This window comes from Neisseria gonorrhoeae (assembly GCF_003315235.1).
Lineage (GTDB): Bacteria > Pseudomonadota > Gammaproteobacteria > Burkholderiales > Neisseriaceae > Neisseria > Neisseria gonorrhoeae.
Map to the genome: position 1 here is coordinate 1 of NZ_QNRU01000032.1, position 22,809 is coordinate 22,809.

Genomic DNA, 22,809 nt, shown 5'->3' on the forward strand with positions numbered 1-22,809 from the left:
TAACTTCCGGTACAAAAGAACGGAGCGGTTCTTTCTGTACTTCTTTCTTTAATTTGCAGTGTGTTATCTTCATATTTCGAGGGTAACATATCTGCTAATCTGGTACAGACCCAAGAAATATGCAGTAGCATTAGGATCTAGTTCTACTGCCAGTGGAGAGTATTCCTATGCGTCGGGCTATAATTCTGTTGCCAGTGGAAATAAATCCTATGCTGCAGGCTATGCTTCTGTTGCCAGTGCAGAAGGCAGTGTTGTAATTGGCGATTCAAGGCAAGTAAAACCGGAAGCAGATCAAGGGGTTGCAGTAGGTTCTAAAGCAACGGTAAAGAACAAAGCTAAACAAAGGGTTGTGGTAGGTTCTGAGGCAAAGGTAAATGCAGAACGTGGTATTGCGATTGGTAAAGAAGCCAAAGCAGGGGGCAAAACAACGAACACACTGTTAGATGGACCGGCATATTATGCGGACGCTATTGCCGTCGGGTATCAAGCAGAGGCTGGCAAAGGTGGCGCCATCGCTTTGGGAAAACAAGCAAAAGCAACGAAGCAAAATGGAATGGCACTTGGCGTAGAATCAGAAGCTGCCGGTGATTTTAGTACCGCCGTGGGTAATGAAAGCAAGGCAAAGGGGCAAGGCGGCGTAGGTCTCGGTAACCAATCTAAGGCAGAGGCAGATTTTGCGGTGGCTGTGGGGAATAAGGCTGAAGCGACTAAGGAAAACTCACTTGTCATTGGCCGATATGCAAGGGCAAACGGAAATCATTCTGTGAGTTTAGGATCTCGTAGTGAAATAAAAGATGGTGTGAGCAATTCTGTGGCACCGGGTTATGGTTCAGTAGCTAGTGAGAATAATGTCGTCTCTGTTGCCTATAAAGAAACACCACAATCTACAGAACTTTCCTATAGAAAAATTGTAGGTGTTGATGATGGTGTCAATGATTTTGATGCCGTCAATGTACGCCAGTCGAAAGCGATGCAAGGACAAAATATGGCTGAGCTATTTTCAGTACGCAGCGAAGTGCGTGGTGTGGCAGCGAGTAGTGCAGCCCTATCGGCTCTGACTCCATTATCCTATGATGCAAACAATCCTACGCAGTTTATGGTCGGTTTCGGCACATACAAAGGACGTCAAGCTATGGCATTAGGATTGTCCCATTTCGTCAATGACCGCTTTATGGTAAAAGTAGGCGGAACCTTAGGCGGCAATAAGACGGGACATATGATGAATGTAGGCTTGACTTGGAAATTTGGAACGAGCCAAGGTGTTCCGGCTACAAGTGATAAGGTGCTTATGGAACAGTTGATGCAAGATAATCGTCAATTAAAGCCACGATTGGAGAAATTAGAAGCACGTCTGAATGCTATGTAGCCTTGTGGCGATAACGGTTTATTGAGTATATCGCCAATGATAAAGTGCATAATTTTCAAACCGTTGATAATATACAATAAATTGTAACCAATACCTCAAACGGGTTTGAACCCGAATATGCCTGACAGGAACTTTCTGTCAGGCATTGTTGTTGTGATGTTCTGCAATCATTTTTTGGTACACGGCCGGCGGCACATATCTTTTGACGGTTTCCATCCAGCCCTCGGGCCCGACCAGTCCTTTGATCATAGTGGACGACACTTCGGCGATTTCGCGCGGCGGCATGAGGAATACGGTAGATATTTCGGGTGCGAGGTCGCTGTTGATATGGCGCATGGAGCGTTCGTATTCATAATCAGAGGTGGAACGGATGCCGCGCACGATGAATCCCGCATCTACCTCACGGGCGTAATGCACCAAAAACCGGTTTTGAAACACTTCAATTCTGACGTTTGGGAAGTTGTCGGTAATGGCGCACAACATATCCTGCCTTTCAGCGACGGTATAGGTGTTGCGTTTGTCGGGATTGATGCCGATGGCGACGATGAGTTCGTCAAACATAGATTGCGCCTGCCGTATCATCCACAGATGCCCCAATGTGGGCGGATCGAAACTGCCGGCATAAACGGCGCGGCGCGGTGTATTCGGTAACATTTGATTCCTCCCGGCTTCATAGCCGGCTGTGTTTTTATGTGTTTGCATCCGTATTGTATGCCCAAAACAAAATGCCGTCTGAAAATAAGTGCTTTCAGACGGCATGGTTTGCATGGTGTTTCGCCTACATCAGTCGTCGCCGTTTAAGGACAGCAGGATGTTGAGCAGGCTGCTGAAGATGTTGTAAAGCGAGATAAACAGTGTCAGTGCCGCGCTGATGTAACTGTCTTCGCCGCCGTCGATGACGGTGCGTACCTGCCACATAATCATTAAGGAACTGAACAAGACAAAACCGGCGGAAATGGTCAGGGCGAGTGCGGGAATACCCAAAAACAGATTGGCAACCACGGCGACCATCAGAATGACCGCACCTACGGTCAGGAAGCGTCCGAGCGCGTTCATATCGAGCCGGGTTCGGCGTGCCAATGCGGACATCGTTAAAAAGACGGCGGCGGTCATCGCGGCGGCAATGCCGACGATTTTCGCACCGTCGGCAATATGGAGTGCGTATTGCAGCACGGGGCCGATCAATACGCCCATACCGAATGTGAATACCATCAGCAGGGTAACGCCGGTATTGCTGTAACGGTTTTTTTCGATGAAGTGGATCATACCGTAGAAAAACGCCAATACGACGGCAAATCCTATCCAGCGCGAACCGAAGGCGGCGTAAAAATTGAAACCGGCATTGGCGGCAAGTGCCGCGCCTGCGGCTGCCGGAATGAATGAAAATCCGAGCAGGCGGTAGGTTTTCTGCAGGACGGTGTTTTTAGAAACCGTATGCGCGGTGTAGTCGTAAACGTCGTGTTGCATATCATCTGCTCCTGAAAGCGCGGTTGGAAATAACGGGGGATTTTAACATTGCCCAATGTCAAAATTTGTCCGGTTGCGTGAAGATAAAGTTGTCCGGCGTATTTTAAAGGCCGTCTGAAGCAGTTTCGGACAGCCTGTGTTCAAAACGGAAAACCGTTATTGCGGAACGTATCCCTGCACGGCATCCGCGCCGTCGCCGAAGAAATACTGCTCCATCTGCTGAGCCAGGTATTCGCGCGCGCGCGGATCGGCAAGGCTTAAGCGGTTTTCGTTAATCAGCATGGTTTGGTGGCGCGTCCACGCCGCCCATGCTTCTTGCGATACGTTTTCAAAAATGCGTTTGCCCAATTCGTTGGGCAGCGGCGGAAATTTCATGCCTTCGGCTTCTTTGTTGAGCTTGACGCAGAATACCATTCGTGCCATAGCGGATTCCTTTGCTGTGTTCAGAAATAACGGGGCGATTTTAACCGATTAGGGGGTACAGACAAAAGCCTTTTTATTCCCGATGATAAGGATGGTTGTGCAGGATGGAAACGGCCCGGTAGAGCTGCTCGGTCAGAAGGACGCGCACCATGCCGTGCGGCAGGGTGAGGCTGGACAGGCGCATCATCATGCGGGCTTGTTGTTTGAGGCGGTCGGTCATGCCGTCCGCGCCGCCGATGACGAAGCAGACGTGTTCGCCGTTTTGCCGCCAGCTTTTGAGGTGTTCCGCCAGCTCGACGGAGGTCGGTGCTTTGCCGCGTTCGTCAAGAACGACGAGGAACGCGCCTTGCGGAATGGCTTCAAGGATGCGTTTTTCTTCCGCCGCCATACCTTGGACGGCATTCACGCCCGCGCCGCGTTTTTCGGGTTTGATTTCTTTGAATGCGTAGGCGGCGTCGCGTCCGAAGCGTTTGGCGTATTCGGCGACGGCCTCATCAACCCAACGCGGCATTTTGGTGCCGACTGCCAAGACGGTAATGTTCAATGCTTTCCCCCTTACAGGAAATGCCGTATGAATATTCAGACGGTATCGGGAATCAGTCTGCAGCGTGCCACGGCTTCTGCATTCCGGCGTGGAAACTCGGTTTCTCGCCGCCCCAGATGGTGTCAATGTCGTAGAAGTCGCGCACGGCAGGGAGCATGACGTGGACGACGAGGTCTCCTGCATCAACCAACGTCCATTCGCCGCTGTCTCCTTCGGTACTGAGGATTTCAAAACCGGCTTCTTTCAAATCGACGGCAACGTTGTTGGCCAGTGCTTTGACTTGGCGCGTACTGTCGCCGCTGGCGATAATCATTCTGGCAAACAGCGAAGTTTTGTCTTGCGTTTCGAGAACGGAAATGTCTTTGGCTTTGATGTCTTCGAGGGCATTGACGGCGACCCCGACCATTTTTTGCAGGTCTTGCAGTTCTTGTTCGTTCATTGTTTTCCTAACGGGATGTTTTCAGACGGCATTATAGCCGTTCCTTACTGATTTGACTTTATTTTTCATACAAACCGTGTTTTCGGATATAACGGGCGGCGGCAGGCGGGATGCCGTCTGAAACACCGGCGGCACTCAGGTTGCGGCGGATTTCCGTTGACGACACATTATGCATCGGGGCTGACAAGATGCGGACGCTGCCGTCCTGAAGGGCATTGCCCAGCCACGCGTGCAGTTCGCGCGGGGTTTGGTGCAGGCTGTCGCCCTGCCGCATGGCGACGGCGATATTGGTTTCGCGCACGAGCAACTGCCATTTTTTCCAAGTATGCAGCTTCAGCAGGCTGTCGCTGCCCATCAGCCACCAAAGTTGCGCGGACGGGAACTGCTGGCGGAAGATTTGGACGGTGTCGAAGGTGTAGGTTGCACTTTCTCGGACGATGTCGCAGTCGCTGACGGCAAAACGCGCGTCTTCTGCCGTCGCCAGTTCGACCATGGCAAGGCGGTCGGCGGCGGAAGCGGAGGCGGCGTCTTTGTGATACGGGCCGCCTGCCGGCAGGAAAACAACCGCGTCCAACCCGATTTCGTCGGCAAAGGCACGGGCGATATGAAAATGCCCGTTGTGTATCGGGTCGAAAGTGCCGCCGAACAGTCCGATTTTCTTCATGATGTTTCCATTCCTTCCGATAAGTCCATGCCGTCTGAAACACTGCCGTCCACAACCAGCGTCAGTTTGCCGGTAACGGGATGGATGACCAGTCCGTGAACGGCGATATGGCGCGGCATCAGCGGATGGTTGCGGATAAGGTCCACCGTGTGGCGCACGCTGTCTTCGACGTTGTCGAAACCGGTCAGCCAGCCGTCGAGGTCGACACCTGCATAACGCAGGGTTTCGATACGGTCTTCGGGAATCCGGCTTTCCCGGACGCGCCCGAGGAATTCTTCGGCATTCAGCCCCTGCATACCGCAATCGTGATGGGCGATGACCATAATCTCTCTGACCTTCAATTCAAACACGGCAACCAAAAGGCTCCGCATCACCGAACCCCACGGGTGCGTAACCAGCGCGCCGGCATTTTTAATCAGCTTGGCATCGCCGTTTTTCAAACCCAACGCGTCGGGCAGCAGCCCGATAATCCGCGCATCCATACAGGACAAAACCGCCAGCCCGCGTTCGGGGTATTTGTCGGTAAAGTATTTTTCATATCCTCCCGACTCGACAAACTTCTGATTATAGGAAAGGATTTCGCTCAACTCGCTCATTTTGCCGTCCTCTGAAAAAGGGTTCGCATTATAACGTTTCCGTCCGTTTTCCGCCTTCGCCGTTGTCCAACAGCAGGAAAATGCACACCGCAAATGCCGACAACAGCAATGTCAACACCATTGCCCGCGCATAATTGTCCTCACCCGCACGCCCCAAATAGGCATAAATCAAAGTCGTCAACGTCTGCCATTCCGGACGCGACAGGAACAAGGTTGCCGCAAATTCGCCCACACACGTCGCCGCCGCCAAAGTCAGACCGCGCCGCAACGCCGGTTTCAAGAGGGGGAACGTGATACGGCATGCCGTCTGAAAGCCGTTTGCGCCCAAACCTGCCGCCGCCCTGCCGTAATCCGGCGGCAGTGCATCCCAGGCCGATAAAACATCTTTTGCCACAAACGGATACGCCAGCAGCGCATACATCGCCAGCAGCAGCGGTAACGAAGCCGTCCACCCCGGATAAAGCAGCAGCACGCCCGCCGAAACACAAACCGGCGACACCATAAACGGTAAAAACACCAGTCCGCGCATCCACACCAGCCGCCGCGCCGCCGCCGCATACACCACACCCAAAACCGCCGCCGCAAACACCGCCGCCGCCGAAAAGCGCAAAGTATTCCACACTGCCTGCCACGTTTCACTTTCCATTAACACACGCCGCGATTCGCCGGCCGACCACGCTTTCACAACAATTGCCGACAAAGGAAACAGGCAGCACACGGACAACACCGCCACCGAAAATGCCAGCAATACATATTCCCCCACCGATTGCGGCGGCGACGGCATCACGGGGGAAACCGCCTTATCCGAAACCGCGCGCCTGCCGAACCACGCATACAGCAACCCTGCCGCCGCCGTTACCCCCAACACCAGCCACACCAGCGCCGAAGCCCCCGCCATATCGAGTTCGAACATAACCAACTGGTAAATTTCCACTTCGACCGTGGCATAACGGCTGCCGCCCAGCAGCAATGCCAACCCGAACCCCGAAAAACAATACAGGAAGACAAGGCACACGCCGCCGGCAAGCCACGGGCGCAAAACGGGCATTTCAATGTCCCAAAACCGCCGCCACGCCCCCGCGCCCAACGTCCGTGCCGTCTGAAGCCGTGCCGCAGGCACTTGAGCAAACCCCTGATACGCCGCCCTGACCAACACGGGCAGGTTAAAAAACACATTGCCGTACAACAACAGATACGGCGTATCCTGCCGGCCGCGCCACAACAGCCCGTCCGCCCCGAACAGAGCCAGCACGCCCACGCCCGCCACCAGCGTCGGCATCACAAACGGCAGCATCAGCAGGCGCAGCACCAAAGCCCGCCCCGGGAACGCCAGCCGCGCCAGCACCCACGCGACAGGCACGCCCAAAGGCAGCACCAGCACACAGGTTGCCGCCGCCTGAAACACCGTCCACGCCAAACGTTTGAACATATAGGCATCCGACAGCACCGCGCGCCACGCCAAACCGTCATACGCCGCCACCGCCCACAAAGGCGCAACGACCATTACCGCCAAAAAAGCCGAAGGCAGCAGGGAAAAAGCACCCCGTACCGCCCAACGCCGTCCATCCATCGCCTTCCCCACTTGAAACACTGATGTTGCGATTGTACCCAAAAGCCCCACATACCGTATATTTCAATCCGACTACGTACCGTATCCGCCTTCCTCCCGCCGTCTGAAATATAGCGGATTAACAAAAATCAGGACAAGGCGGCGGGCCGCAGGCAGTACAAATAGTACGGAACCGGTTCGCCCGGTGCTTCAGCGCCTTAGGGAACCGTTCCCTTTGAGCCGGGGCGGGGCAACGCCGTACCGGTTTTTGTTAATCCACTATAAATCGTTCAAATAAACAGGAATATAACTTCAGACAAACAACTTACCGCCCGATTTGTGCTATCGTTTTCGCACAACTTAAAAAAACCTGACAATTTTGTACTTTTATTACAGAGAAAGGCTTTACAAATGGACGGCCGGACACAGACGCTGTCCGCGCAAACCTTGTTGGGCATTTCGGCGGCGGCAATCATCCTCATTCTGATTTTAATCGTCAAATTCCGCATCCGCGCGCTGCTGACACTGGTCATCGCCAGCCTGCTGACGGCTTTGGCAACCGGTTTGCCCACAGGCAGCATCGTCAACGACGTACTGGTCAAAAACTTCGGCGGCACGCTCGGCGGCGTGGCGCTTCTGGTCGGTCTGGGCGCAATGCTCGGACGTTTGGTAGAAACATCCGGCGGCGCACAGTCGCTGGCGGACGCGCTGATCCGGATGTTCGGCGAAAAACGCGCACCGTTCGCGCCGGGCGTTGCCTCGCTGATTTTCGGCTTCCCGATTTTCTTCGATGCCGGACTGATCGTCATGCTGCCCATCGTATTCGCCACCGCACGGCGCATGAAACAGGACGTACTGCCCTTCGCGCTTGCCTCCGTCGGCGCATTTTCCGTCATGCACGTCTTCCTGCCGCCCCATCCGGGCCCGATTGCCGCTTCCGAATTTTACGGCGCGAACATCGGCCAGGTTTTGATTTTGGGTCTGCCGACCGCCTTCATCACATGGTATTTCAGCGGCTATATGCTCGGCAAAGTGTTGGGGCGCGCCATCCATGTTCCCGTTCCCGAACTGCTCAGCGGCGGCACGCGAGACAGCGACCCGCCGAAAGAACCTGCCAAAGCAGGAACGGTCGTCGCCGTCATGCTGATTCCCATGCTGCTGATTTTCCTGAATACCGGCGTATCGGCCCTCATCAGCGAAAAACTCGTAAGTGCGGACGAAACTTGGGTTCAGACGGCAAAAATGATCGGTTCGACACCTGTCGCCCTTTTGATTTCCGTATTGGCCGCACTGTTGGTCTTGGGACGCAAACGCGGCGAAAGCGGCAGCGCGTTGGAAAAAACCGTGGACGGCGCACTCGCCCCCGTCTGTCCCGTGATTCTGATTACCGGCGCGGGCGGTATGTTCGGCGGCGTTTTGCGCGCTTCCGGCATCGGCAAGGCACTCGCCGACAGCATGGCGGATTTGGGCATTCCCGTCCTTTTGGGCTGCTTCCTTGCCGCCTTGGCACTGCGTATCGCGCAAGGTTCGGCAACCGTCGCCCTGACCACAGCCGCCGCGCTGATGGCTCCTGCCGTTGCCGCCGCCGGCTTTACCGACTGGCAGCTCGCCTGTATCGTATTGGCAACGGCGGCAGGTTCGGTCGGTTGCAGCCACTTCAACGACTCCGGCTTCTGGCTGGTCGGCCGCCTCTTGGATATGGACGTACCGACCACGCTGAAAACCTGGACGGTCAACCAAACCCTCATCGCACTCATCGGCTTTGCCTTGTCCGCACTGCTGTTTGCCATCGTCTGACAGACGGAAAGGATAGTAAATGACTACGCATTTTGTCGTTATGGGCGTATGCGGCTGCGGCAAGACCACCGCCGCGCCGTCCCTGCAGAAACACCTCGGTCAATGTCCCTATGCCGAAGGCGACGAGTTCCACACCCAAGCCAACCGCGACAAGATGGGCGCGGGTATTCCGCTGACCGATGAAGACCGCTATCCGTGGTTGGGCAATCTGCGCGACTGGATGACGCAACAGGCGCAAAACGGCGCGGACCACACCATCGTAACCTGTTCCGCCCTCAAACGCGGCTACCGCGACATTCTGCGCGGAGCCGAAGGCAAAGCCGCCTTCATCCACCTCAGTCCGCCGCAAGACATCAACCTCGAACGCATGATGTCGCGCAAAGGGCACTACATGAAAGCAGGGATGCTCGATTCGCAACTGGAAATCCTCGAGGAACTGGGCGAAGGCGAATACGGGGTCAAAATCGCCAACCCCGGCACGCCCGAAGCGGTCGAAGCCGATATTCTGAACTGGGTTGCCTCGGAAAACCTGCTTTGAAGCAATATGCCGTCTGAAGCCCGGCACAGGATGGGTTTCAGACGGCATAAACATCGGGAACAGAATGAATTACATTGATTTAAAATGGAAAATACCCGGCTATCGTCTCATTTTCGTTTTAATCAGCCATAAAAATGCCGTCCGAAACCCTTTCAGACGGCATTTCTGTCAAACGCCGGACGCACTCAATCCAAACTCAACAGCAGGTTGCGGAACGCGTTCGGGTCTTTGATAAACGTCATCTCGCCCGCCTGCGGAAAATGAAAATCCAACAGGCGCGACACCCAAAAACGGATGCAGCCGGCGCGCTGGGCGGTCGGGAAATACGCCTTTTCTCCGGCACTCAAGGGGCGCACGCCCTCATAACCGCCGACAAACGCCTTTTTCAACGCCTCATCCAACTTATTGTCCGCCGTCCTTGCCCAATCGTTGACCGCAATCGCCAAGTCATACATAAAATTGCCCCGGCAGGCATAATAGAAATCGATGAAGCCCGATACCTGACCGCCGTCAAGCAACACATTGTCTTTAAACAGGTCGGCGTGGATGATGCCCGAAGGCAGATGGTTGCCGAGATTGTCCTTCAGCGCATCGATTTCGGAACACAGCAGCGCGGCATCGTCTTGCGACAGGACGGGCAGCAGCCGGGCGCACGCTTCCGTCCACCACGCATCGTAACGCGGGTTTTCCATTTCCAAAGGGAAATCGGCGGCGGCAAGGTGCATTTTCGCCAACATCGCACCGGTATGGAAACACTGCTCAGCCGTCGGCAGCGCGGTATCCGAACCTTTCAGGCAGGCAACCAGGCAGGCCGGCTTGCCCGCCAAAACGGAATCGAGCCGGCCGTCTTTGCGCGCAACCGGCGCGGCAACCGCCACGCCCTTCATACTCAAATGCCGGTTAAGCTCCAGAAAAAACGGCAGCTCTTCCTGTTTCAACACTTCAAACACGGTCAGCACATAACGTCCCGAAGTCGTCGTCAGAAAATAATTGCTGTTGGTAATCCCCTGCGCAATGCCCTGCAGGGAAACAAATTCCCCCAAATCGTAACCGCTCAGGAAGCCGCGCATTTGATCATCGGAAACACTGGTATAGACAGACATATCAACTCACTTGCTCAAAAACGGGCAAACCCGCCGTCAGAACGCCGGACGGCAGGCAAACATATAATTCACATCGGTCGAATCGCACAGGGCATAAGTTTGCGACAACACATGGTAAGTCATACCCTTCGTATCCGCCACATCCAAGCCCGCCTGACGGCACATCCGCGCCAGCTCGGCAGGCGAGATGAATTTTTTCCAGTCGTGCGTACCTTTGGGGACAAACTTCAACAGATATTCCGCCGCCACAATCAGATGCAGGTACGATTTCGGGTTTTTATTGATGGTGGAAAAAAACACCATGCCGTCCGGCCTGACCAGCTTGGCACAGGCACGCACGATGGCGGCGGGATCGGGGACGTGTTCCATCATTTCCATGCACGTTACCACATCGAACGAGTGCGGTTCCGCCCCGGCAAGGTCTTCCACGCGGACACATTCGTATTCGATATCGGCGACATTGTTCAAAGCCGCGTGCAGGCGGGCGGTTTCCAACGACTGCTCCGCCATGTCGATACCTTTGACAAACGCCGCGCCGCGCCGCGCCATGCTTTCCGCGAGGATGCCGCCGCCACAGCCTACATCTAAAACCCGTTTGCCGCGCAAATCCGCGTGTCCGTCGATATAATCCAGCCGCAGCGGATTGATGTCGTGCAAGGTTTTGAACTCGCCCGACTTGTCCCACCATTTGTCGGCAATCCGGCTGAACTTGGCGATTTCTCCCTCATCGACATTATATTTTTTGTCGGACATTTTCCCTCCCATCTGACGAACCGCCCCACTCAAAAACCCAAGATTATACTATGGGACGCAATGCCGTCTGAAAGCCTTTTCGGGCGGCGCGGCGCAAATACCTTACAAACCCTTACACTTTACGGCATAATGCAGGCTGTTTTTCCCGAGGAGGCTTATATGTCCGCCAAAACTCCGTCGCTCTTCGGCGGCGCGATGATTATCGCCGGTACGGTCATCGGCGCAGGTATGCTCGCCAACCCCACCGCCACCTCCGGCGTATGGTTTACAGGCTCGCTGATTGTGTTGCTTTACACTTGGTTTTCCATGCTCTCCGGCGGCCTGATGATTTTGGAAGTCAACACCCACTACCCCCGCGGCGCAAGTTTCGACACCATGGTCAAAGACCTGCTCGGACGCGGCTGGAACATCATCAACGGCATCGCCGTCGCCTTCGTTTTATACCTGCTCACCTACGCCTACATCTTCGTCGGCGGCGACCTGACCGCCAAAGGCATCGGCAGCGCAGTAGGCGGCAAAATTTCGCTCACCGTCGGACAACTCGTCTTCTTCGGCATCCTCGCCTTTTGCGTATGGGCATCCGCACGCTTGGTCGACCGCTTTACCGGCGTCCTCATCGGCGGCATGGTATTAACCTTTATTTGGGCAACCGGCGGCCTGGTTGCCGATGCCAAACCGTCCGTCCTCTTCGACACACAAGCCCCCGCCGGCACCGGCTACTGGATTTACGCCGCCACCGCCCTGCCCGTCTGCCTCGCTTCCTTCGGCTTCCACGGCAACGTTTCCAGCCTGCTCAAATACTTTAAAGGCGACGCGCCCAAAGTGGCGAAATCCATCTGGGCAGGTACGTTGGTTGCCTTGGTAATTTACGTCCTCTGGCAAACCGCCATCCAAGGCAACCTGCCGCGCAACGAGTTCGCCCCCGTGATTGCCGCCGAAGGGCAAGTCTCCGTCCTGATTGAAACCCTGTCCAAATTCGCCCAAACCGGCAATATGGATAAAATATTGTCCCTATTTTCCTACATGGCAATCGCCACCTCGTTTTTAGGCGTAACCTTAGGCCTGTTCGACTACATCGCCGACATCTTCAAATGGAACGACAGCATGTCCGGCCGCACCAAAACCGCCGCGCTGACCTTCCTGCCGCCCCTGATTTCCTGCCTGCTCTTCCCCACCGGCTTCGTTACCGCCATCGGCTGCGTCGGCCTGGCGGCAACCGTCTGGACAGGCATCATCCCCGCCATGCTGCTCTACCGTTCGCGCCAAAAATTCGGCGCAGGCAAAACCTATAAAGTTTACGGCGGCTTGTGGCTGATGGTTTGGGTCTTCCTTTTCGGCATCGCCAACATCGCCGCACAGGTATTGAGCCAAATGGAACTCGTCCCCGCATTTAAAGGATAAAGGCAAAATGCCGTTTGAAACCCGCCGGCGGCTTCAGGCGGCATTGCCGCAACAAACGGCAACCGTATTCCGGCACACAGCGCATTACCCTACCCCCTCACGCACAAATCCCGCCCCGACAGGCGCGGGACGCAACCATAAAGGAACAATGATGAAGCTCAAAATAGACATTGCAACCAACAACTTCAAACACGGCGGCGGCACGGAACGCTACACATTGGATTTGGTAAAGGGTCTGAACAGACAAAACATCACACCGGCCGTTTATGCGACGAAATTTGATCACGGCATTCCCGAATACGCCATGATCGAACCCCATCTTGTCGATCAACGCCGGACGCTGAAAAAACTACGCTCGTTCCTCTTTTCAAGCCGGCTCGCTCAAACCAGAAAAAACAGTGCCGCCAAACTGATTGCCTGCCACCACGCCGATTACGCCGACCTCCTCATCTGCGGCGGCACGCACTTGGGCTACCTGCACCATATGGCGCAAAAACCGAACCTGCTCGACCGCCTCGCCATACGCCGCAACCGCAGCAACTACGCCACCGCCAAACTGATTGTGGCGCATTCCCATATGATGCGGCGCGAACTGGTCGGACTATACGGCGTTCCCCCCGAAAGAATCCAAGTCGCCCCCCCCCCGCAGATACGGAACGCTTCTTTCCACAACCTAGAGAAACTGCCGCCCTGCGCGCCAAATACGGTTTTGCCGACCATGAAACCGTTTTCCTATTCCCATCGACCGGCCACACGCGCAAAGGCCTGGAACTGCTCGCCGACTTTTTCGAACAAACCGAACTGCCCGTCAAGCTCGCCGTTGCCGGTTCACCGCTTCCCCGCCCGATAAAAAACGTCGTCGGACTGGGCTTCTGCACCGATATGCCCGAACTCTACCGCGCCGCCGACTTTACCATTATGGCATCCCTGTACGAACCCTTCGGGCTGGTCGGTGTCGAATCCGCCCTATGCGGCACACGCGTCGTCCTCTCCGAAAACATGGCATGTACAGAGGTCATGAACGAAGAAGCCGGATTCTTTTTCTCACGACAAAACCCGGAAACCCTCGCGCAAGCCGTTGCCCGGGCCGTCAGCCTTAAAAAACAGGGCGGACACCGCCTGTCCGACCCGATGCGGGCGCTGAACTACAACCCGTCCCTGTCGCACCACATCGACCGACTGACCGACATGCTGGCATCCGTATAACAAAATGCCGTCTGAACGGGTTTTCAGACGGCATTTTCGCAACCGTTGCAGCCGTGCGGCAAAAAGCTAACGGGCAATTTTCAAAACGTCGTACAGATAGTTGCGGTAATTTCCGACCAACTCCCGGTTCGGGCAGTCTTCCAACCCTCCGCCGCACAAACCGCGCATCGCCATATTCGCACGCATGAAGCCGTCTTTGGCTTCCAAACCAGCCGCCTCCATCAGTACGCCGCCTGCAAAGGCAAGGTCGAGGAAATCCTGCCGCTGTACGAATCCGCCGGCAATATTGCTCCTGACGGCAAACTGCGTTACATAATCCGGCTGAGCGTAATCCCATTTCTTCCTGACGGACACGCCCTCAAACGGTACCTGATGATCGCCGAAATAACCGAAAACAAAGGGTTTGCCGCGTTCGTGCAGATAACGGTCGAAACTTTCCACCGCTTTGTCCAAATCGGCAATGCGCCCGATGTAGTCGTTAAGCGCGGATACGGTTTTCGCATTCAAATCGGGCGCATCCAAATCAAACACATTGTCGGTATCCGTCCGATACGGCCCGTGCTCCTTCATGGTCAGCACATATACGAACATCGGCTGCCGCACGTTTTCCAAATCGGGATGGCGTTTTTCGAGAATCATCCGCGCATACTGCATCATTTCCTCACTGGAAATGTGCCACAGGTTTTTGCCCATCGGCGCGGGATAGCCCAAATCTTGCGGCTGGAACATCAGATTAAAGCCGAAATGGTCATATGCTGCCTTGGCATTGTAGTTGCCCTTGGTAAACGGCGAGAGCGCCACGCAAAAATAACCGTGTTCGCGCAGGTTGCGGACAAAACCGGTCTGCAAATGCGGTACGACCGAATAAAACACGCCGCTTGCCAACGCGCCGAAATCTGTGGACGGAACACCCGCCAAAAACGCAAATTCGGACTTCCACGTTGCGCCGCCGAAAGTATGCACGCGCAAAGGTGAGGAAAATACAGTATCTTCCTGCCGTCCGAACATTTTCAAATCGGGAATTTTGGCGGCGGCAAAATCGAAACAGTGCGGATCGAGCGTCGATTCCATCAGGGTAACGACAATATCGGGCTTTTCATCCGACATGCCGTACGGCTGGGTTTCAGACGGCATCTGCCTGGCAAACGCTTCCCCGTCGCCCTCGAACACGGGTACTTGGAAAAACACCGCCCGACAGGACATCGGCAGGTTCAAAAACACGTCGCGCCCGTCGTCCGGCAGCGAGTCCAGCCACGTCTTTACCGCGCCGGGGTGCTTGGAAAAATGCCGCACCGACACGAACGCCGCCGCAAACAGAACCGCGCCCGCCCAACGCCACGGCATACCCAAAGAATCCGCACCGCTCCAGCCGAAAACCGCATATGCCGCCAAAGCCAGCAGCCCCGCCATACCGATAACCGCTTCCTTATAATGAAACAGCGTTTCCCAATTCCGCCAGTCGGCAATCAGCAAAAAGTCGGAAATCAACAGCGGCTGTTTGTAATAATGGATTTTCAGCCTGTGGAACAGTATCAGCACCACAAACCAGACCGAAGCGAAATTCAAGGCGCGCTGCCACTGCGCCGTCAACATCAGCATACCGCCCGCCAAAAAGACAAACAGCGCCGACGCGAAAAAATACGTCCAGCGGTAGTGCGACCTGACAATCAGCAGCACCGCCGCCGTTACAAACAAAAATAGGAAAGCATAGGCAACCATCCCGCCCCACTCCTCAAAACGGCATACCTGTGCCGTTGCGAATTATTATCGAAAGCATGCATTATAATGCAGCACAGGCGCATTTCCACCGATATTTCAGTATAATGCCATCCCCGAACCCGCCCAACCCAAAGGAACCGTGATGAAACTCATCATTCTCGACCGCGACGGCGTCATCAACCGGGACCGCGACGACTTCGTCAAATCCGTTGACGAGTGGATACCTGTCGAAGGCAGCATGGATGCGGTGGCATTCCTGACGCAGGCAGGCTGCACCGTTGCCGTCGCCACCAACCAATCCGGCATCGGCCGCAAATATTTTACCGTTCAAGACCTCACCGAAATGCATGCCAAAATGCACCGCCTCATCCGTCAGGCAGGCGGGGAAATCGACGGCATCTGGTTCTGCCCGCATACCGGCGCCGACGGCTGCAACTGCCGCAAGCCCAAACCGGGCATGATTGAAGACATCCTCGAACGCTTCAACGCCCAAGCTTCGGAAACTTGGCTGGTCGGCGACAGCCTGCGCGATTTGCAGGCAATCGATGCCGTCGGCGGAAAACCCGCGCTGGTTCTGACCGGAAAAGGCAAAAAAACGCTCTCCCAACACGGACACGAATTGCCCGGACACACACAGGTTTTCGATACCCTGCTCGATTTCTCACAATACATCATGCAGGAAAACGCCGCACCGCAAGCCGACTGAACATACCGCATTTCCGACAAGGCAAAACCATGCTCATCATCCGCAACCTGATTTACTGGCTGATACTCTGTTCCAGCCTGATTTTCCTCTTTCCCTTTATGCTGCTCGCCTCGCCTTTCCGGGACGGGGCGCACAAGATGGCGCGGGTCTGGGTCGGCATCCTCAACTGGTCGCTCAAACACATCGTCGGGCTCAAATACCGCATCATCGGCGCGGAACACATTCCGGACCGCCCCTCCGTCATCTGCGCCAAACACCAAAGCGGCTGGGAAACGCTCGCGCTCCAAGAGATTTTTCCGCCGCAGGTTTACGTTGCCAAGCGCGAGTTGTTCAAAATCCCCTTTTTCGGCTGGGGCTTGAAACTGGTCAAAACCATAGGCATAGACCGCAACAACCGCCGCGAAGCCAACGAGCAGCTGATGAAGCAGGGTTTGGCGCGCAAAAACGAAGGTTATTGGATTACCATTTTCCCCGAAGGCACGCGCCTTGCGCCCGGAAAACGCGGCAAATACAAACTCGGCGGCGCGCGCATGGCGAAAATGTTTGAGATGGACATCGTCCCCGTCGCCCTCAACAGCGGCGAATTTTGGCCGAAAAATTCCTTTCTGAAATATCCGGGGGAAATCACCGTCATCATCTGTCCGACCATCCCGCACGCAAGCGGCAGCGAAGCCGAATTGATGGAAAAATGCGAACACCTCATTGAAACGCAACAACCGCTTATTTCCGGCGCAGGCCCGTTTGCCGCCGAAATGCCGTCTGAAACCGCATGACCTCCCTGATTCACACCCTTTCAGACGGCATAGAACTGACCGTCGAAATCAACCGCCGTGCCAAGAAAAACCTGATTATCCGCCCTATCGGCGCACATACCGTCCGCATCAGCGTCCCACCCTGCTTCTCCGTCTCCGCCCTCAACCGCTGGCTGTATGAAAACGAAGCCGTCCTGCGGCGAACACTGGCGAAAACACCGGCGCACAATACGGCAAACCGACTGCCCGAACATATCTGGTTCCACGGCAGGCAGCTTGCCCTTACCGCCCATCAAGACACGCAAATCCTGCTGATGCCGTCTGAAATCCTCGTCCCCGAAGGCGCGCCCGAAAAACAGCTTGCGCTGCTGCGGGACTTTTTGGAACGGCAGGCGCACAGTTACCTGATTCCCCGTCTCGAACACCACGCCCGCGCCACGCAACTGTTCCCCGCCTCCTCCTCGCTGACCTCCGCCAAAACCTTCTGGGGCGTGTGCCGCAAAACCACAGGCATACGCCTCAACCGGCGGCTGGTCGGCGCACCCGAATACGTTGCCGACTATGTCTGCATACACGAACTCTGCCACCTCGCCCATCCCGACCACAGCCCCGCCTTTTGGGAACTGACCCGCCGCTTCGCCCCCTACACGCCCGAAGCAAAACAGTGGATCAAAATCCACGGCAGGGAGCTTTTCGCCTTGGGCTGACGCAGCCCCGGGCCGACGCTTTCAGACGGCATCCGTGCCGGAACAGGCACGCGCCCGCCCGATTCAAACCGCGATGACGCTTTGCCGCCGGTTCGGGGCAGGATGGCGGCATCCGCGCCGTCCGCACCGTTTCATTTCACACCGCCCTTCCGAAACCCGCCCGATCCGACGTGCGGTATGAAACGCTTAAGCTGGCGCGAAGTCTTCTACTGATTTGCCCGCGAAAATACCGTCCGAAAGGTTTTCGGACGGCATTTTTTTTGCGTTTTCCTGGATGGCGGCGGATTCGTAAAAGGCGGGCAGGGTGGATTGTAGGATGGGTTGAGGCCTGCCAAATCCGCCAACTCTACCGAATACGCCGCCGTCATTCCCGCGCAGGCGGGAATTTGGTTTTGTCGGTGCGGAAACTTATCGGATAAAACGGTTTCTTAGATTCCACGTCCTAGATTCCCGCCTGCGCGGGAATGACGGTTCGGGTATTTCTGACGATTCATCGAGCCGTAGCAACTGTATTTTCCACCCCGTCGGGCAAAAATACCAAAACTCAAATCAAGCCGTCCGAATACCGTTTTCGGCGGTATCGTTATGGCTTCAACCGGCGTAAACAAAGAAATCAAAGGCAAAAAACTCTCCCTGTGGGCCAAGCGTCAAGACGGTTCGGTAAAATGGTTCTGCGGACAGCCGGTTAAGCGCGAAAGCAACAACGCCGACGCCGTCACCGCCGACGGCACCGACGGCGCCAACGGCACCAAAATCGAAACCAAGCACCTGCCGTCAACCTGCCGCGATGAATCATCTGCCGGTTGCATAGAAACACCACGCGCCGATTTCAAACACTTCCAAAAAATCAGCCGTTACCGAATATTACCTGAATCACGGCAAATGGCCGGAAAACAACGGTGATGCCGGCGTGGCATCTTCTTCATCAATCATAGGCAAATATGTTGAAAGCGTTACGGTCACAAACGGCGTCGTTACCGCCAAAATGAAATCAGACGGCGTAAACAAAGAAATCCAAGGCAAAAAACTCTCCCTGTGGGCCAAGCGTCAAGCCGGTTCGGTAAAATGGTTCTGCGGACAGCCGGTTACGCGCGACAAAGCCGTCACCGACGACGCCGTCAAAGACGTCACCGGCAACGACAAAATCGAAACCAAGCACCTGCCGTCAACCTGCCGCGATAAATCATCTGCCGGTTGCACAAAAACACCCGAATATTACCTGAATCACGGCAAATGGCCGGAAGACAACGACAAGGCCGGCGTGGCATCTTCTTCATCAATCAAAGGCAAATATGTTAAGGAAGTTAAAGTCGAAAACGGCGTCGTCACCGCCACAATGAATTCAAGCAACGTAAACAAAGAAATCAAAGACAAAAGACTCTCCCTGTGGGCCAAGCGTGAAAACGGTTCGGTAAAATGGTTCTGCGGACAGCCGGTTACGCGCACCGACGACGCCGCCAAAGACGCCGTTACCGCCGACGCCAAAGACGCCATCGAAACCAAGCACCTGCCGTCAACCTGCCGCGATGAATCATCTGATGCCAAATGAGGCAAATTAGGCCTTAAATTTCAAATAAATCAAGCGGTAAGTGATTTTCCACGGCCGCCCGGATCAACCCGGGCGGCTTGTCTTTTAAGGGTTTGCAAGGCGGGCGGGGTCGTCCGTTCCGGTGGAAATAATATATCGATTGCGCTTCAAGGCCCTGCATGTACCTCATTGCCACCCGTTTAAACACGGTTTTTATCTGACAGGCGCGCAATCCGCCCACTCATTTGCCGAACAAGCGGTCCGGACTCCCGCCCGCGCGGGAATGACGGCGGAGCGGTTTCTGTTGCTCCCGATAAATTCCTAAAACTTAAAATTTCATCATTCCTACAAGGACAGAAAACCAAAAACAGAAACCTAAAATTCGTCATTCCCGCAAAAGCGGGAATCCAGTTCGTTGAATTTCAGTTATTTAGAATAAATTTTGAAACTTTAATCCCGTCATTCCCGCGAAAGCGGGAATCTAGGACGTAAAATCTAAAGAAACCGTTTTCCCGATAAGTTTCCGTGCCGACAGACCCGGATTCCCGCCCGCGCGCAAGTTTCCGAAGCCATCCTTTTGGCCGAAGGTCAAAAATCAGCCGTTACCGAGTATTACCTGAATAACGGCAAATGGCCCGCCGACAACGGCGCTGCCGGCGTGGCATCCTCCGCCACCGACATCAAAGGCAAATATGTTAAGGAAGTTAAAGTCGCAAACGGCGTCGTTACCGCCACAATGAATTCAACCGGCGTAAACAAAGAAATCAAAGGCAAAAGACTCTCCCTGTGGGGCAGGCGTGAAAACGGTTCGGTAAAATGGTTCTGCGGACAGCCGGTTACGCGCGGCGACAACGCCGCCAACGACGACGTCGCCAAAGCCGACGGCACCGACAACATCAACACCAAGCACCTGCCGTCAACCTGCCGCGATAAATCATCTGCCGTTTGCATAGAAACACCACCTACGGCTTTCTATAAAAATACCTAAGCCGTCATTCCCACGAACCTACATCCCGTCATTCCCGCGAAAGTGGGAATCCAGGACGTAAAATCTAAAGAAACCGTTTTCCCGATAAGTTTCCGTACCGACAGACCCGGATTCCCGCCTGCGCGGGAATGACGAAGCCATCCTTTTGGCCGAAGGTCAAAAATCAGCCGTTACCGAGTATTACCTGAATCACGGCGAATGGCCGAAAGACAACACTTCTGCCGGCGTGGCATCCACCCCCTCCGACATCAAAGGCAAATATGTTGAAAGCGTTACGGTCGCAAAAGGCGTCGTTACCGCCCAAATGAAACCAAGCGGCGTAAACAAAGAAATCCAAGGCAAAAGACTCTCCCTGTGGGCCAGGCGTGAAGCCGGTTCGGTAAAATGGTTCTGCGGACAGCCGGTTCAGCGCGACGCCAAAGACAAAGACGACGTCAAAGCCGACGACACCGCCGGCACCAAAATCGACACCAAGCACCTGCCGTCAACCTGCCGCGATGAATCATCTGCCGTTTGCACGAAACACCACCTACGGCTTTCTATAAAAATACCTAAACCGTCATTCCCACGAACCTACATCCCGTCATTCCCGCGAAAGCGGGAATCTAGGACGTAAAATCTGAAGAAACCGTTTTATCCGATAAGTTTCCGTGCCGACAAGGCTGGATTCCCGCCCGCGCGCAAGTTTCCGAAGCCATCCTTTTGGCCGAAGGTCAAAAATCAGCCGTTACCGAGTATTACCTGAATAACGGCGAATGGCCGGAAAACAACACTTCTGCCGGCGTGGCATCTTCTTCATCAATCAAAGGCAAATATGTTAAAGAGGTTGAAGTTAAAAACGGCGTCGTTACCGCCGAAATGAAATCAGACGGCGTAAACAAAGAAATCAAAGGCAAAAGACTCTCCCTGTGGGCCAAGCGTCAAGACGGTTCGGTAAAATGGTTCTGCGGACAGCCGGTTACGCGCGCCGACAACGCCGCCAACGACGACGTTACCGCCGCCACCCCCGACACCGACAACATCAACACCAAGCACCTGCCGTCAACCTGCCGCGATGAATCATCGTTGCCGGGTATTACCTGAATAACGGCGAATGGCCGGAAAACAACACTTCTGCCGGCGTGGCATCTTCTTCATCAATCAAAGGCAAATATGTTAAAGAGGTTGAAGTTAAAAACGGCGTCGTTACCGCCGAAATGAAATCAGACGGCGTAAACAAAGAAATCAAAGGCAAAAGACTCTCCCTGTGGGCCAAGCGTCAAGCCGGTTCGGTAAAATGGTTCTGCGGACAGCCGGTTCAGCGCGACGACACCGCCGCCAAAGCCGGCACCGACGACGTCGCCAAAGACGGCAACGGCAACGAAATCGAAACCAAGCACCTGCCGTCAACCTGCCGCGACGCTTCATCTGCCGTTTGCATAGAAACACCACCTACGGCTTTCTATAAAAATACCTAAACCGTCATTCCCACAAAAGCGGGAATCCGGAACGCAAAATCTAAAGAAACCGTTTTACCCGATAAGTTTCCGCACTGACAAGGCTGGATTCCCGCCTGCGCGCAAGTTTCCGAAGCCATCCTTTTGGCCGAAGGTCAAAAATCAGCCGTTACCGAATATTACCTGAATCACGGCACATGGCCGGAAAACAACACTTCTGCCGGCGTGGCATCCACCCCCTCCGACATCAAAGGCAAATATGTTCAAAGCGTTACGGTCGCAAAAGGCGTCGTTACCGCCCAAATGAAACCAAGCGGCGTAAACAAAGAAATCCAAGGCAAAAGACTCTCCCTGTGGGGCAGGCGTGAAAACGGTTCGGTAAAATGGTTCTGCGGACAGCCGGTTACGCGCGCCAAAGCCAAAGACGCCGACGACGTTACCGACGACGCCGGCACCGACAACGGCGGCAAAGGCAAAATCGACACCAAGCACCTGCCGTCAACCTGCCGCGATAAATCAACTGCCGTTTGCATAGAAACACCACCTACGGCTTTCTATAAAAATACCTAAACCGTCATTCCCACAAAAGTGGGAATCCGGAACGCAAAATCTAAAGAAACCGTTTTCCCGATAAGTTTCTGCGCCGATCGGTCGGGATTCCCGCCTGCGCGGGAATGACGGCGGAGCGGTTTCTGTTGCTCCCGATAAATTCCTAAAACTCAAAATTTCATCATTCCCACAAGATTCCCACAAGGACAGAAAACCAAAAACAGAAACCTAAAATTCGTCATTCCCGCGAAAGCGGGAATCCAGTTCGTTGAGTTTCAGTTATTTAGAATAAATTTTGAAACTTTAATCCCGTCATTCCCGCGAAAGCGGGAATCCGGAACGCAAAATCTAAAGAAACCGTTTTACCCGATAAGTTTCCGTACCGACAGACCCGGATTCCCGCCCGCGCGCAAGTTTCCGAAGCCATCCTTTTGGCCGAAGGTCAAAAATCAGCCGTTACCGAATATTACCTGAATCACGGCAAATGGCCGGAAAACAACACTTCTGCCGGCGTGGCATCTTCTTCATCAATCAAAGGCAAATATGTTAAAGAGGTTGAAGTTAAAAACGGCGTCGTT

General features: G+C 54.7%; 22 protein-coding genes and 8 pseudogenes. 18 read left to right on the top strand and 12 right to left on the bottom strand.

Annotation, left to right across the window (positions count from 1 at the left end; genetic code table 11):
- A pseudogene (locus DFR77_RS10500) lies at positions 1–89 on the bottom strand (IS1595 family transposase); the annotation flags it as partial.
- Between DFR77_RS10500 and DFR77_RS10505 the strand changes: the two are divergent.
- Entirely contained in the window at positions 59–1,366 is a 1,308-nt protein-coding gene (locus DFR77_RS10505; RefSeq protein ID WP_113852128.1) for a YadA-like family protein, read from the top strand. The pseudogene DFR77_RS10500 and the gene DFR77_RS10505 sit on opposite strands and share 31 nt — an antisense overlap.
- 138 nt (positions 1,367–1,504) lie before the next feature.
- Here DFR77_RS10505 and coaD read toward each other — a convergent pair whose 3' ends face one another.
- From coaD to DFR77_RS10545, 8 genes are all read right to left on the bottom strand, one after another.
- Positions 1,505–2,020 carry a pantetheine-phosphate adenylyltransferase gene (coaD, locus tag DFR77_RS10510; RefSeq protein WP_003692360.1) on the bottom strand — a complete coding sequence of 172 codons (516 nt, stop codon included), beginning with the start codon at positions 2,018–2,020 and terminating at the stop codon, positions 1,505–1,507.
- A 129-nt stretch (positions 2,021–2,149) separates the two neighbouring features.
- Complete coding sequence (locus DFR77_RS10515) at positions 2,150–2,833, bottom strand: Bax inhibitor-1/YccA family protein (protein ID WP_003687040.1); 684 nt, start codon at positions 2,831–2,833, stop codon at positions 2,150–2,152.
- A 156-nt stretch (positions 2,834–2,989) separates the two neighbouring features.
- A complete protein-coding gene (locus DFR77_RS10520) occupies positions 2,990–3,256 on the bottom strand; it encodes an oxidative damage protection protein (RefSeq protein WP_002214948.1) in 267 nt (88 codons plus the stop codon).
- A 73-nt stretch (positions 3,257–3,329) separates the two neighbouring features.
- Positions 3,330–3,800, bottom strand: a complete 471-nt coding sequence (gene rlmH / locus DFR77_RS10525; protein ID WP_003687038.1) for a 23S rRNA (pseudouridine(1915)-N(3))-methyltransferase RlmH — start codon at positions 3,798–3,800, stop codon at positions 3,330–3,332.
- Between the two features lie 52 nt (positions 3,801–3,852).
- On the bottom strand, positions 3,853–4,239 hold the full coding sequence (rsfS, locus tag DFR77_RS10530) for a ribosome silencing factor (RefSeq protein WP_003687037.1): 387 nt from the start codon (positions 4,237–4,239) through the stop codon (positions 3,853–3,855).
- A gap of 58 nt (positions 4,240–4,297) precedes the next feature.
- On the bottom strand, positions 4,298–4,903 hold the full coding sequence (gene nadD / locus DFR77_RS10535) for a nicotinate-nucleotide adenylyltransferase (protein ID WP_003692355.1): 606 nt from the start codon (positions 4,901–4,903) through the stop codon (positions 4,298–4,300).
- Positions 4,900–5,499, bottom strand: coding sequence for a beta-class carbonic anhydrase (locus DFR77_RS10540; RefSeq protein WP_003687033.1), 600 nt, complete (start codon positions 5,497–5,499; stop codon positions 4,900–4,902). Before DFR77_RS10540 ends, nadD begins: the two co-directional genes overlap by 4 nt.
- Before the next feature lie 28 nt (positions 5,500–5,527).
- Positions 5,528–7,069 carry an ABC transporter permease gene (locus tag DFR77_RS10545; RefSeq protein WP_010356090.1) on the bottom strand — a complete coding sequence of 514 codons (1,542 nt, stop codon included), beginning with the start codon at positions 7,067–7,069 and terminating at the stop codon, positions 5,528–5,530.
- Between the two features lie 390 nt (positions 7,070–7,459).
- Here DFR77_RS10545 and DFR77_RS10550 point away from each other — a divergent pair, with 390 nt between their 5' ends.
- Both DFR77_RS10550 and DFR77_RS10555 read left to right on the top strand, forming a co-directional pair.
- A complete protein-coding gene (locus DFR77_RS10550; RefSeq protein WP_113852129.1) occupies positions 7,460–8,845 on the top strand; it encodes a GntP family permease in 1,386 nt (461 codons plus the stop codon).
- 19 nt (positions 8,846–8,864) lie between these two features.
- Positions 8,865–9,383, top strand: coding sequence for a gluconokinase, GntK/IdnK-type (locus tag DFR77_RS10555; RefSeq protein ID WP_003687025.1), 519 nt, complete (start codon positions 8,865–8,867; stop codon positions 9,381–9,383).
- Between the two features lie 185 nt (positions 9,384–9,568).
- Here DFR77_RS10555 and thrB read toward each other — a convergent pair whose 3' ends face one another.
- Together thrB and ubiG are read right to left on the bottom strand one after the other, a co-directional pair.
- Positions 9,569–10,486: a homoserine kinase gene (gene thrB / locus DFR77_RS10565; RefSeq protein WP_047926119.1), complete on the bottom strand. Its 918-nt coding sequence runs from the start codon at positions 10,484–10,486 to the stop codon at positions 9,569–9,571.
- A gap of 36 nt (positions 10,487–10,522) precedes the next feature.
- Positions 10,523–11,251, bottom strand: a complete 729-nt coding sequence (gene ubiG / locus DFR77_RS10570; RefSeq protein WP_003687021.1) for a bifunctional 2-polyprenyl-6-hydroxyphenol methylase/3-demethylubiquinol 3-O-methyltransferase UbiG — start codon at positions 11,249–11,251, stop codon at positions 10,523–10,525.
- A 147-nt stretch (positions 11,252–11,398) separates the two neighbouring features.
- On the opposite strand from ubiG, the gene DFR77_RS10575 reads away from it, so the two are divergent.
- From DFR77_RS10575 to DFR77_RS14210, 3 genes and pseudogenes are all read left to right on the top strand, one after another.
- Entirely contained in the window at positions 11,399–12,640 is a 1,242-nt protein-coding gene (locus DFR77_RS10575; RefSeq protein WP_003692346.1) for an aromatic amino acid transporter, read from the top strand.
- Positions 12,641–12,791: 151 nt separating this feature from the next.
- Positions 12,792–13,490: a glycosyltransferase family 4 protein gene (locus tag DFR77_RS10580; protein ID WP_025455756.1), complete on the top strand. Its 699-nt coding sequence runs from the start codon at positions 12,792–12,794 to the stop codon at positions 13,488–13,490.
- Positions 13,388–13,846 (top strand): annotated as a pseudogene (locus DFR77_RS14210) (glycosyltransferase family 4 protein); the annotation flags it as partial. The gene DFR77_RS10580 and the pseudogene DFR77_RS14210, both read left to right, overlap by 103 nt.
- 66 nt (positions 13,847–13,912) lie before the next feature.
- On the opposite strand, the gene DFR77_RS10585 reads toward DFR77_RS14210, so the two are convergent.
- Positions 13,913–15,565, bottom strand: coding sequence for an LTA synthase family protein (locus tag DFR77_RS10585; RefSeq protein ID WP_050162946.1), 1,653 nt, complete (start codon positions 15,563–15,565; stop codon positions 13,913–13,915).
- A 142-nt stretch (positions 15,566–15,707) separates the two neighbouring features.
- On the opposite strand from DFR77_RS10585, the gene gmhB reads away from it, so the two are divergent.
- From gmhB to DFR77_RS10660, 12 genes and pseudogenes are all read left to right on the top strand, one after another.
- Complete coding sequence (gene gmhB / locus DFR77_RS10590; protein ID WP_003687015.1) at positions 15,708–16,271, top strand: D-glycero-beta-D-manno-heptose 1,7-bisphosphate 7-phosphatase; 564 nt, start codon at positions 15,708–15,710, stop codon at positions 16,269–16,271.
- A 29-nt stretch (positions 16,272–16,300) separates the two neighbouring features.
- Positions 16,301–17,044: a lysophospholipid acyltransferase family protein gene (locus DFR77_RS10595; protein ID WP_047949555.1), complete on the top strand. Its 744-nt coding sequence runs from the start codon at positions 16,301–16,303 to the stop codon at positions 17,042–17,044.
- A complete protein-coding gene (locus DFR77_RS10600; RefSeq protein WP_003692339.1) occupies positions 17,041–17,730 on the top strand; it encodes a YgjP family zinc-dependent metalloprotease in 690 nt (229 codons plus the stop codon). The genes DFR77_RS10595 and DFR77_RS10600 overlap by 4 nt, the downstream gene beginning before the upstream one ends.
- An 81-nt stretch (positions 17,731–17,811) precedes the next feature.
- Positions 17,812–17,943, top strand: coding sequence for a hypothetical protein (locus DFR77_RS13475; RefSeq protein ID WP_010356054.1), 132 nt, complete (start codon positions 17,812–17,814; stop codon positions 17,941–17,943).
- Positions 17,944–18,315: 372 nt separating this feature from the next.
- Entirely contained in the window at positions 18,316–18,633 is a 318-nt protein-coding gene (locus DFR77_RS10615) for a pilin (RefSeq protein WP_003697861.1), read from the top strand.
- Positions 18,599–19,279: a pilin gene (locus DFR77_RS14450; RefSeq protein WP_048596244.1), complete on the top strand. Its 681-nt coding sequence runs from the start codon at positions 18,599–18,601 to the stop codon at positions 19,277–19,279. Before DFR77_RS10615 ends, DFR77_RS14450 begins: the two co-directional genes overlap by 35 nt.
- A gap of 526 nt (positions 19,280–19,805) precedes the next feature.
- A pseudogene (locus tag DFR77_RS10630) lies at positions 19,806–20,246 on the top strand (pilin); the annotation flags it as partial.
- A gap of 130 nt (positions 20,247–20,376) precedes the next feature.
- Positions 20,377–20,757: pseudogene (locus DFR77_RS10635) on the top strand (pilin); the annotation flags it as partial.
- A 161-nt stretch (positions 20,758–20,918) separates the two neighbouring features.
- Positions 20,919–21,329 (top strand): annotated as a pseudogene (locus DFR77_RS10640) (pilin); the annotation flags it as partial.
- Positions 21,311–21,703, top strand: a pseudogene (locus DFR77_RS10645) (pilin); the annotation flags it as partial. The pseudogenes DFR77_RS10640 and DFR77_RS10645, both read left to right, overlap by 19 nt.
- A 93-nt stretch (positions 21,704–21,796) precedes the next feature.
- Positions 21,797–22,252 (top strand): annotated as a pseudogene (locus DFR77_RS10650) (pilin); the annotation flags it as partial.
- Positions 22,253–22,632: 380 nt separating this feature from the next.
- Positions 22,633–22,809 (top strand): annotated as a pseudogene (locus DFR77_RS10660) (pilin); the annotation flags it as partial.

Bases quoted from the DNA above. Each gene is read 5' to 3' on its own strand.
- coaD (WP_003692360.1), bottom strand. From the start codon at position 2,020: ATGTTACCGAATACACCGCGCCGCGCCGTTTATGCCGGCAGTTTCGAT.
- DFR77_RS10515 (WP_003687040.1), bottom strand. From the start codon at position 2,833: ATGCAACACGACGTTTACGACTACACCGCGCATACGGTTTCTAAAAAC.
- DFR77_RS10520 (WP_002214948.1), bottom strand. From the start codon at position 3,256: ATGGCACGAATGGTATTCTGCGTCAAGCTCAACAAAGAAGCCGAAGGC.
- rsfS (WP_003687037.1), bottom strand. From the start codon at position 4,239: ATGAACGAACAAGAACTGCAAGACCTGCAAAAAATGGTCGGGGTCGCC.
- nadD (WP_003692355.1), bottom strand. From the start codon at position 4,903: ATGAAGAAAATCGGACTGTTCGGCGGCACTTTCGACCCGATACACAAC.
- DFR77_RS10540 (WP_003687033.1), bottom strand. From the start codon at position 5,499: ATGAGCGAGTTGAGCGAAATCCTTTCCTATAATCAGAAGTTTGTCGAG.
- DFR77_RS10545 (WP_010356090.1), bottom strand. From the start codon at position 7,069: ATGGATGGACGGCGTTGGGCGGTACGGGGTGCTTTTTCCCTGCTGCCT.
- DFR77_RS10550 (WP_113852129.1), top strand. From the start codon at position 7,460: ATGGACGGCCGGACACAGACGCTGTCCGCGCAAACCTTGTTGGGCATT.
- DFR77_RS10555 (WP_003687025.1), top strand. From the start codon at position 8,865: ATGACTACGCATTTTGTCGTTATGGGCGTATGCGGCTGCGGCAAGACC.
- thrB (WP_047926119.1), bottom strand. From the start codon at position 10,486: ATGTCTGTCTATACCAGTGTTTCCGATGATCAAATGCGCGGCTTCCTG.
- ubiG (WP_003687021.1), bottom strand. From the start codon at position 11,251: ATGGGAGGGAAAATGTCCGACAAAAAATATAATGTCGATGAGGGAGAA.
- DFR77_RS10575 (WP_003692346.1), top strand. From the start codon at position 11,399: ATGTCCGCCAAAACTCCGTCGCTCTTCGGCGGCGCGATGATTATCGCC.
- DFR77_RS10580 (WP_025455756.1), top strand. From the start codon at position 12,792: ATGAAGCTCAAAATAGACATTGCAACCAACAACTTCAAACACGGCGGC.
- DFR77_RS10585 (WP_050162946.1), bottom strand. From the start codon at position 15,565: ATGGTTGCCTATGCTTTCCTATTTTTGTTTGTAACGGCGGCGGTGCTG.
- gmhB (WP_003687015.1), top strand. From the start codon at position 15,708: ATGAAACTCATCATTCTCGACCGCGACGGCGTCATCAACCGGGACCGC.
- DFR77_RS10595 (WP_047949555.1), top strand. From the start codon at position 16,301: ATGCTCATCATCCGCAACCTGATTTACTGGCTGATACTCTGTTCCAGC.
- DFR77_RS10600 (WP_003692339.1), top strand. From the start codon at position 17,041: ATGACCTCCCTGATTCACACCCTTTCAGACGGCATAGAACTGACCGTC.
- DFR77_RS10615 (WP_003697861.1), top strand. From the start codon at position 18,316: ATGGCTTCAACCGGCGTAAACAAAGAAATCAAAGGCAAAAAACTCTCC.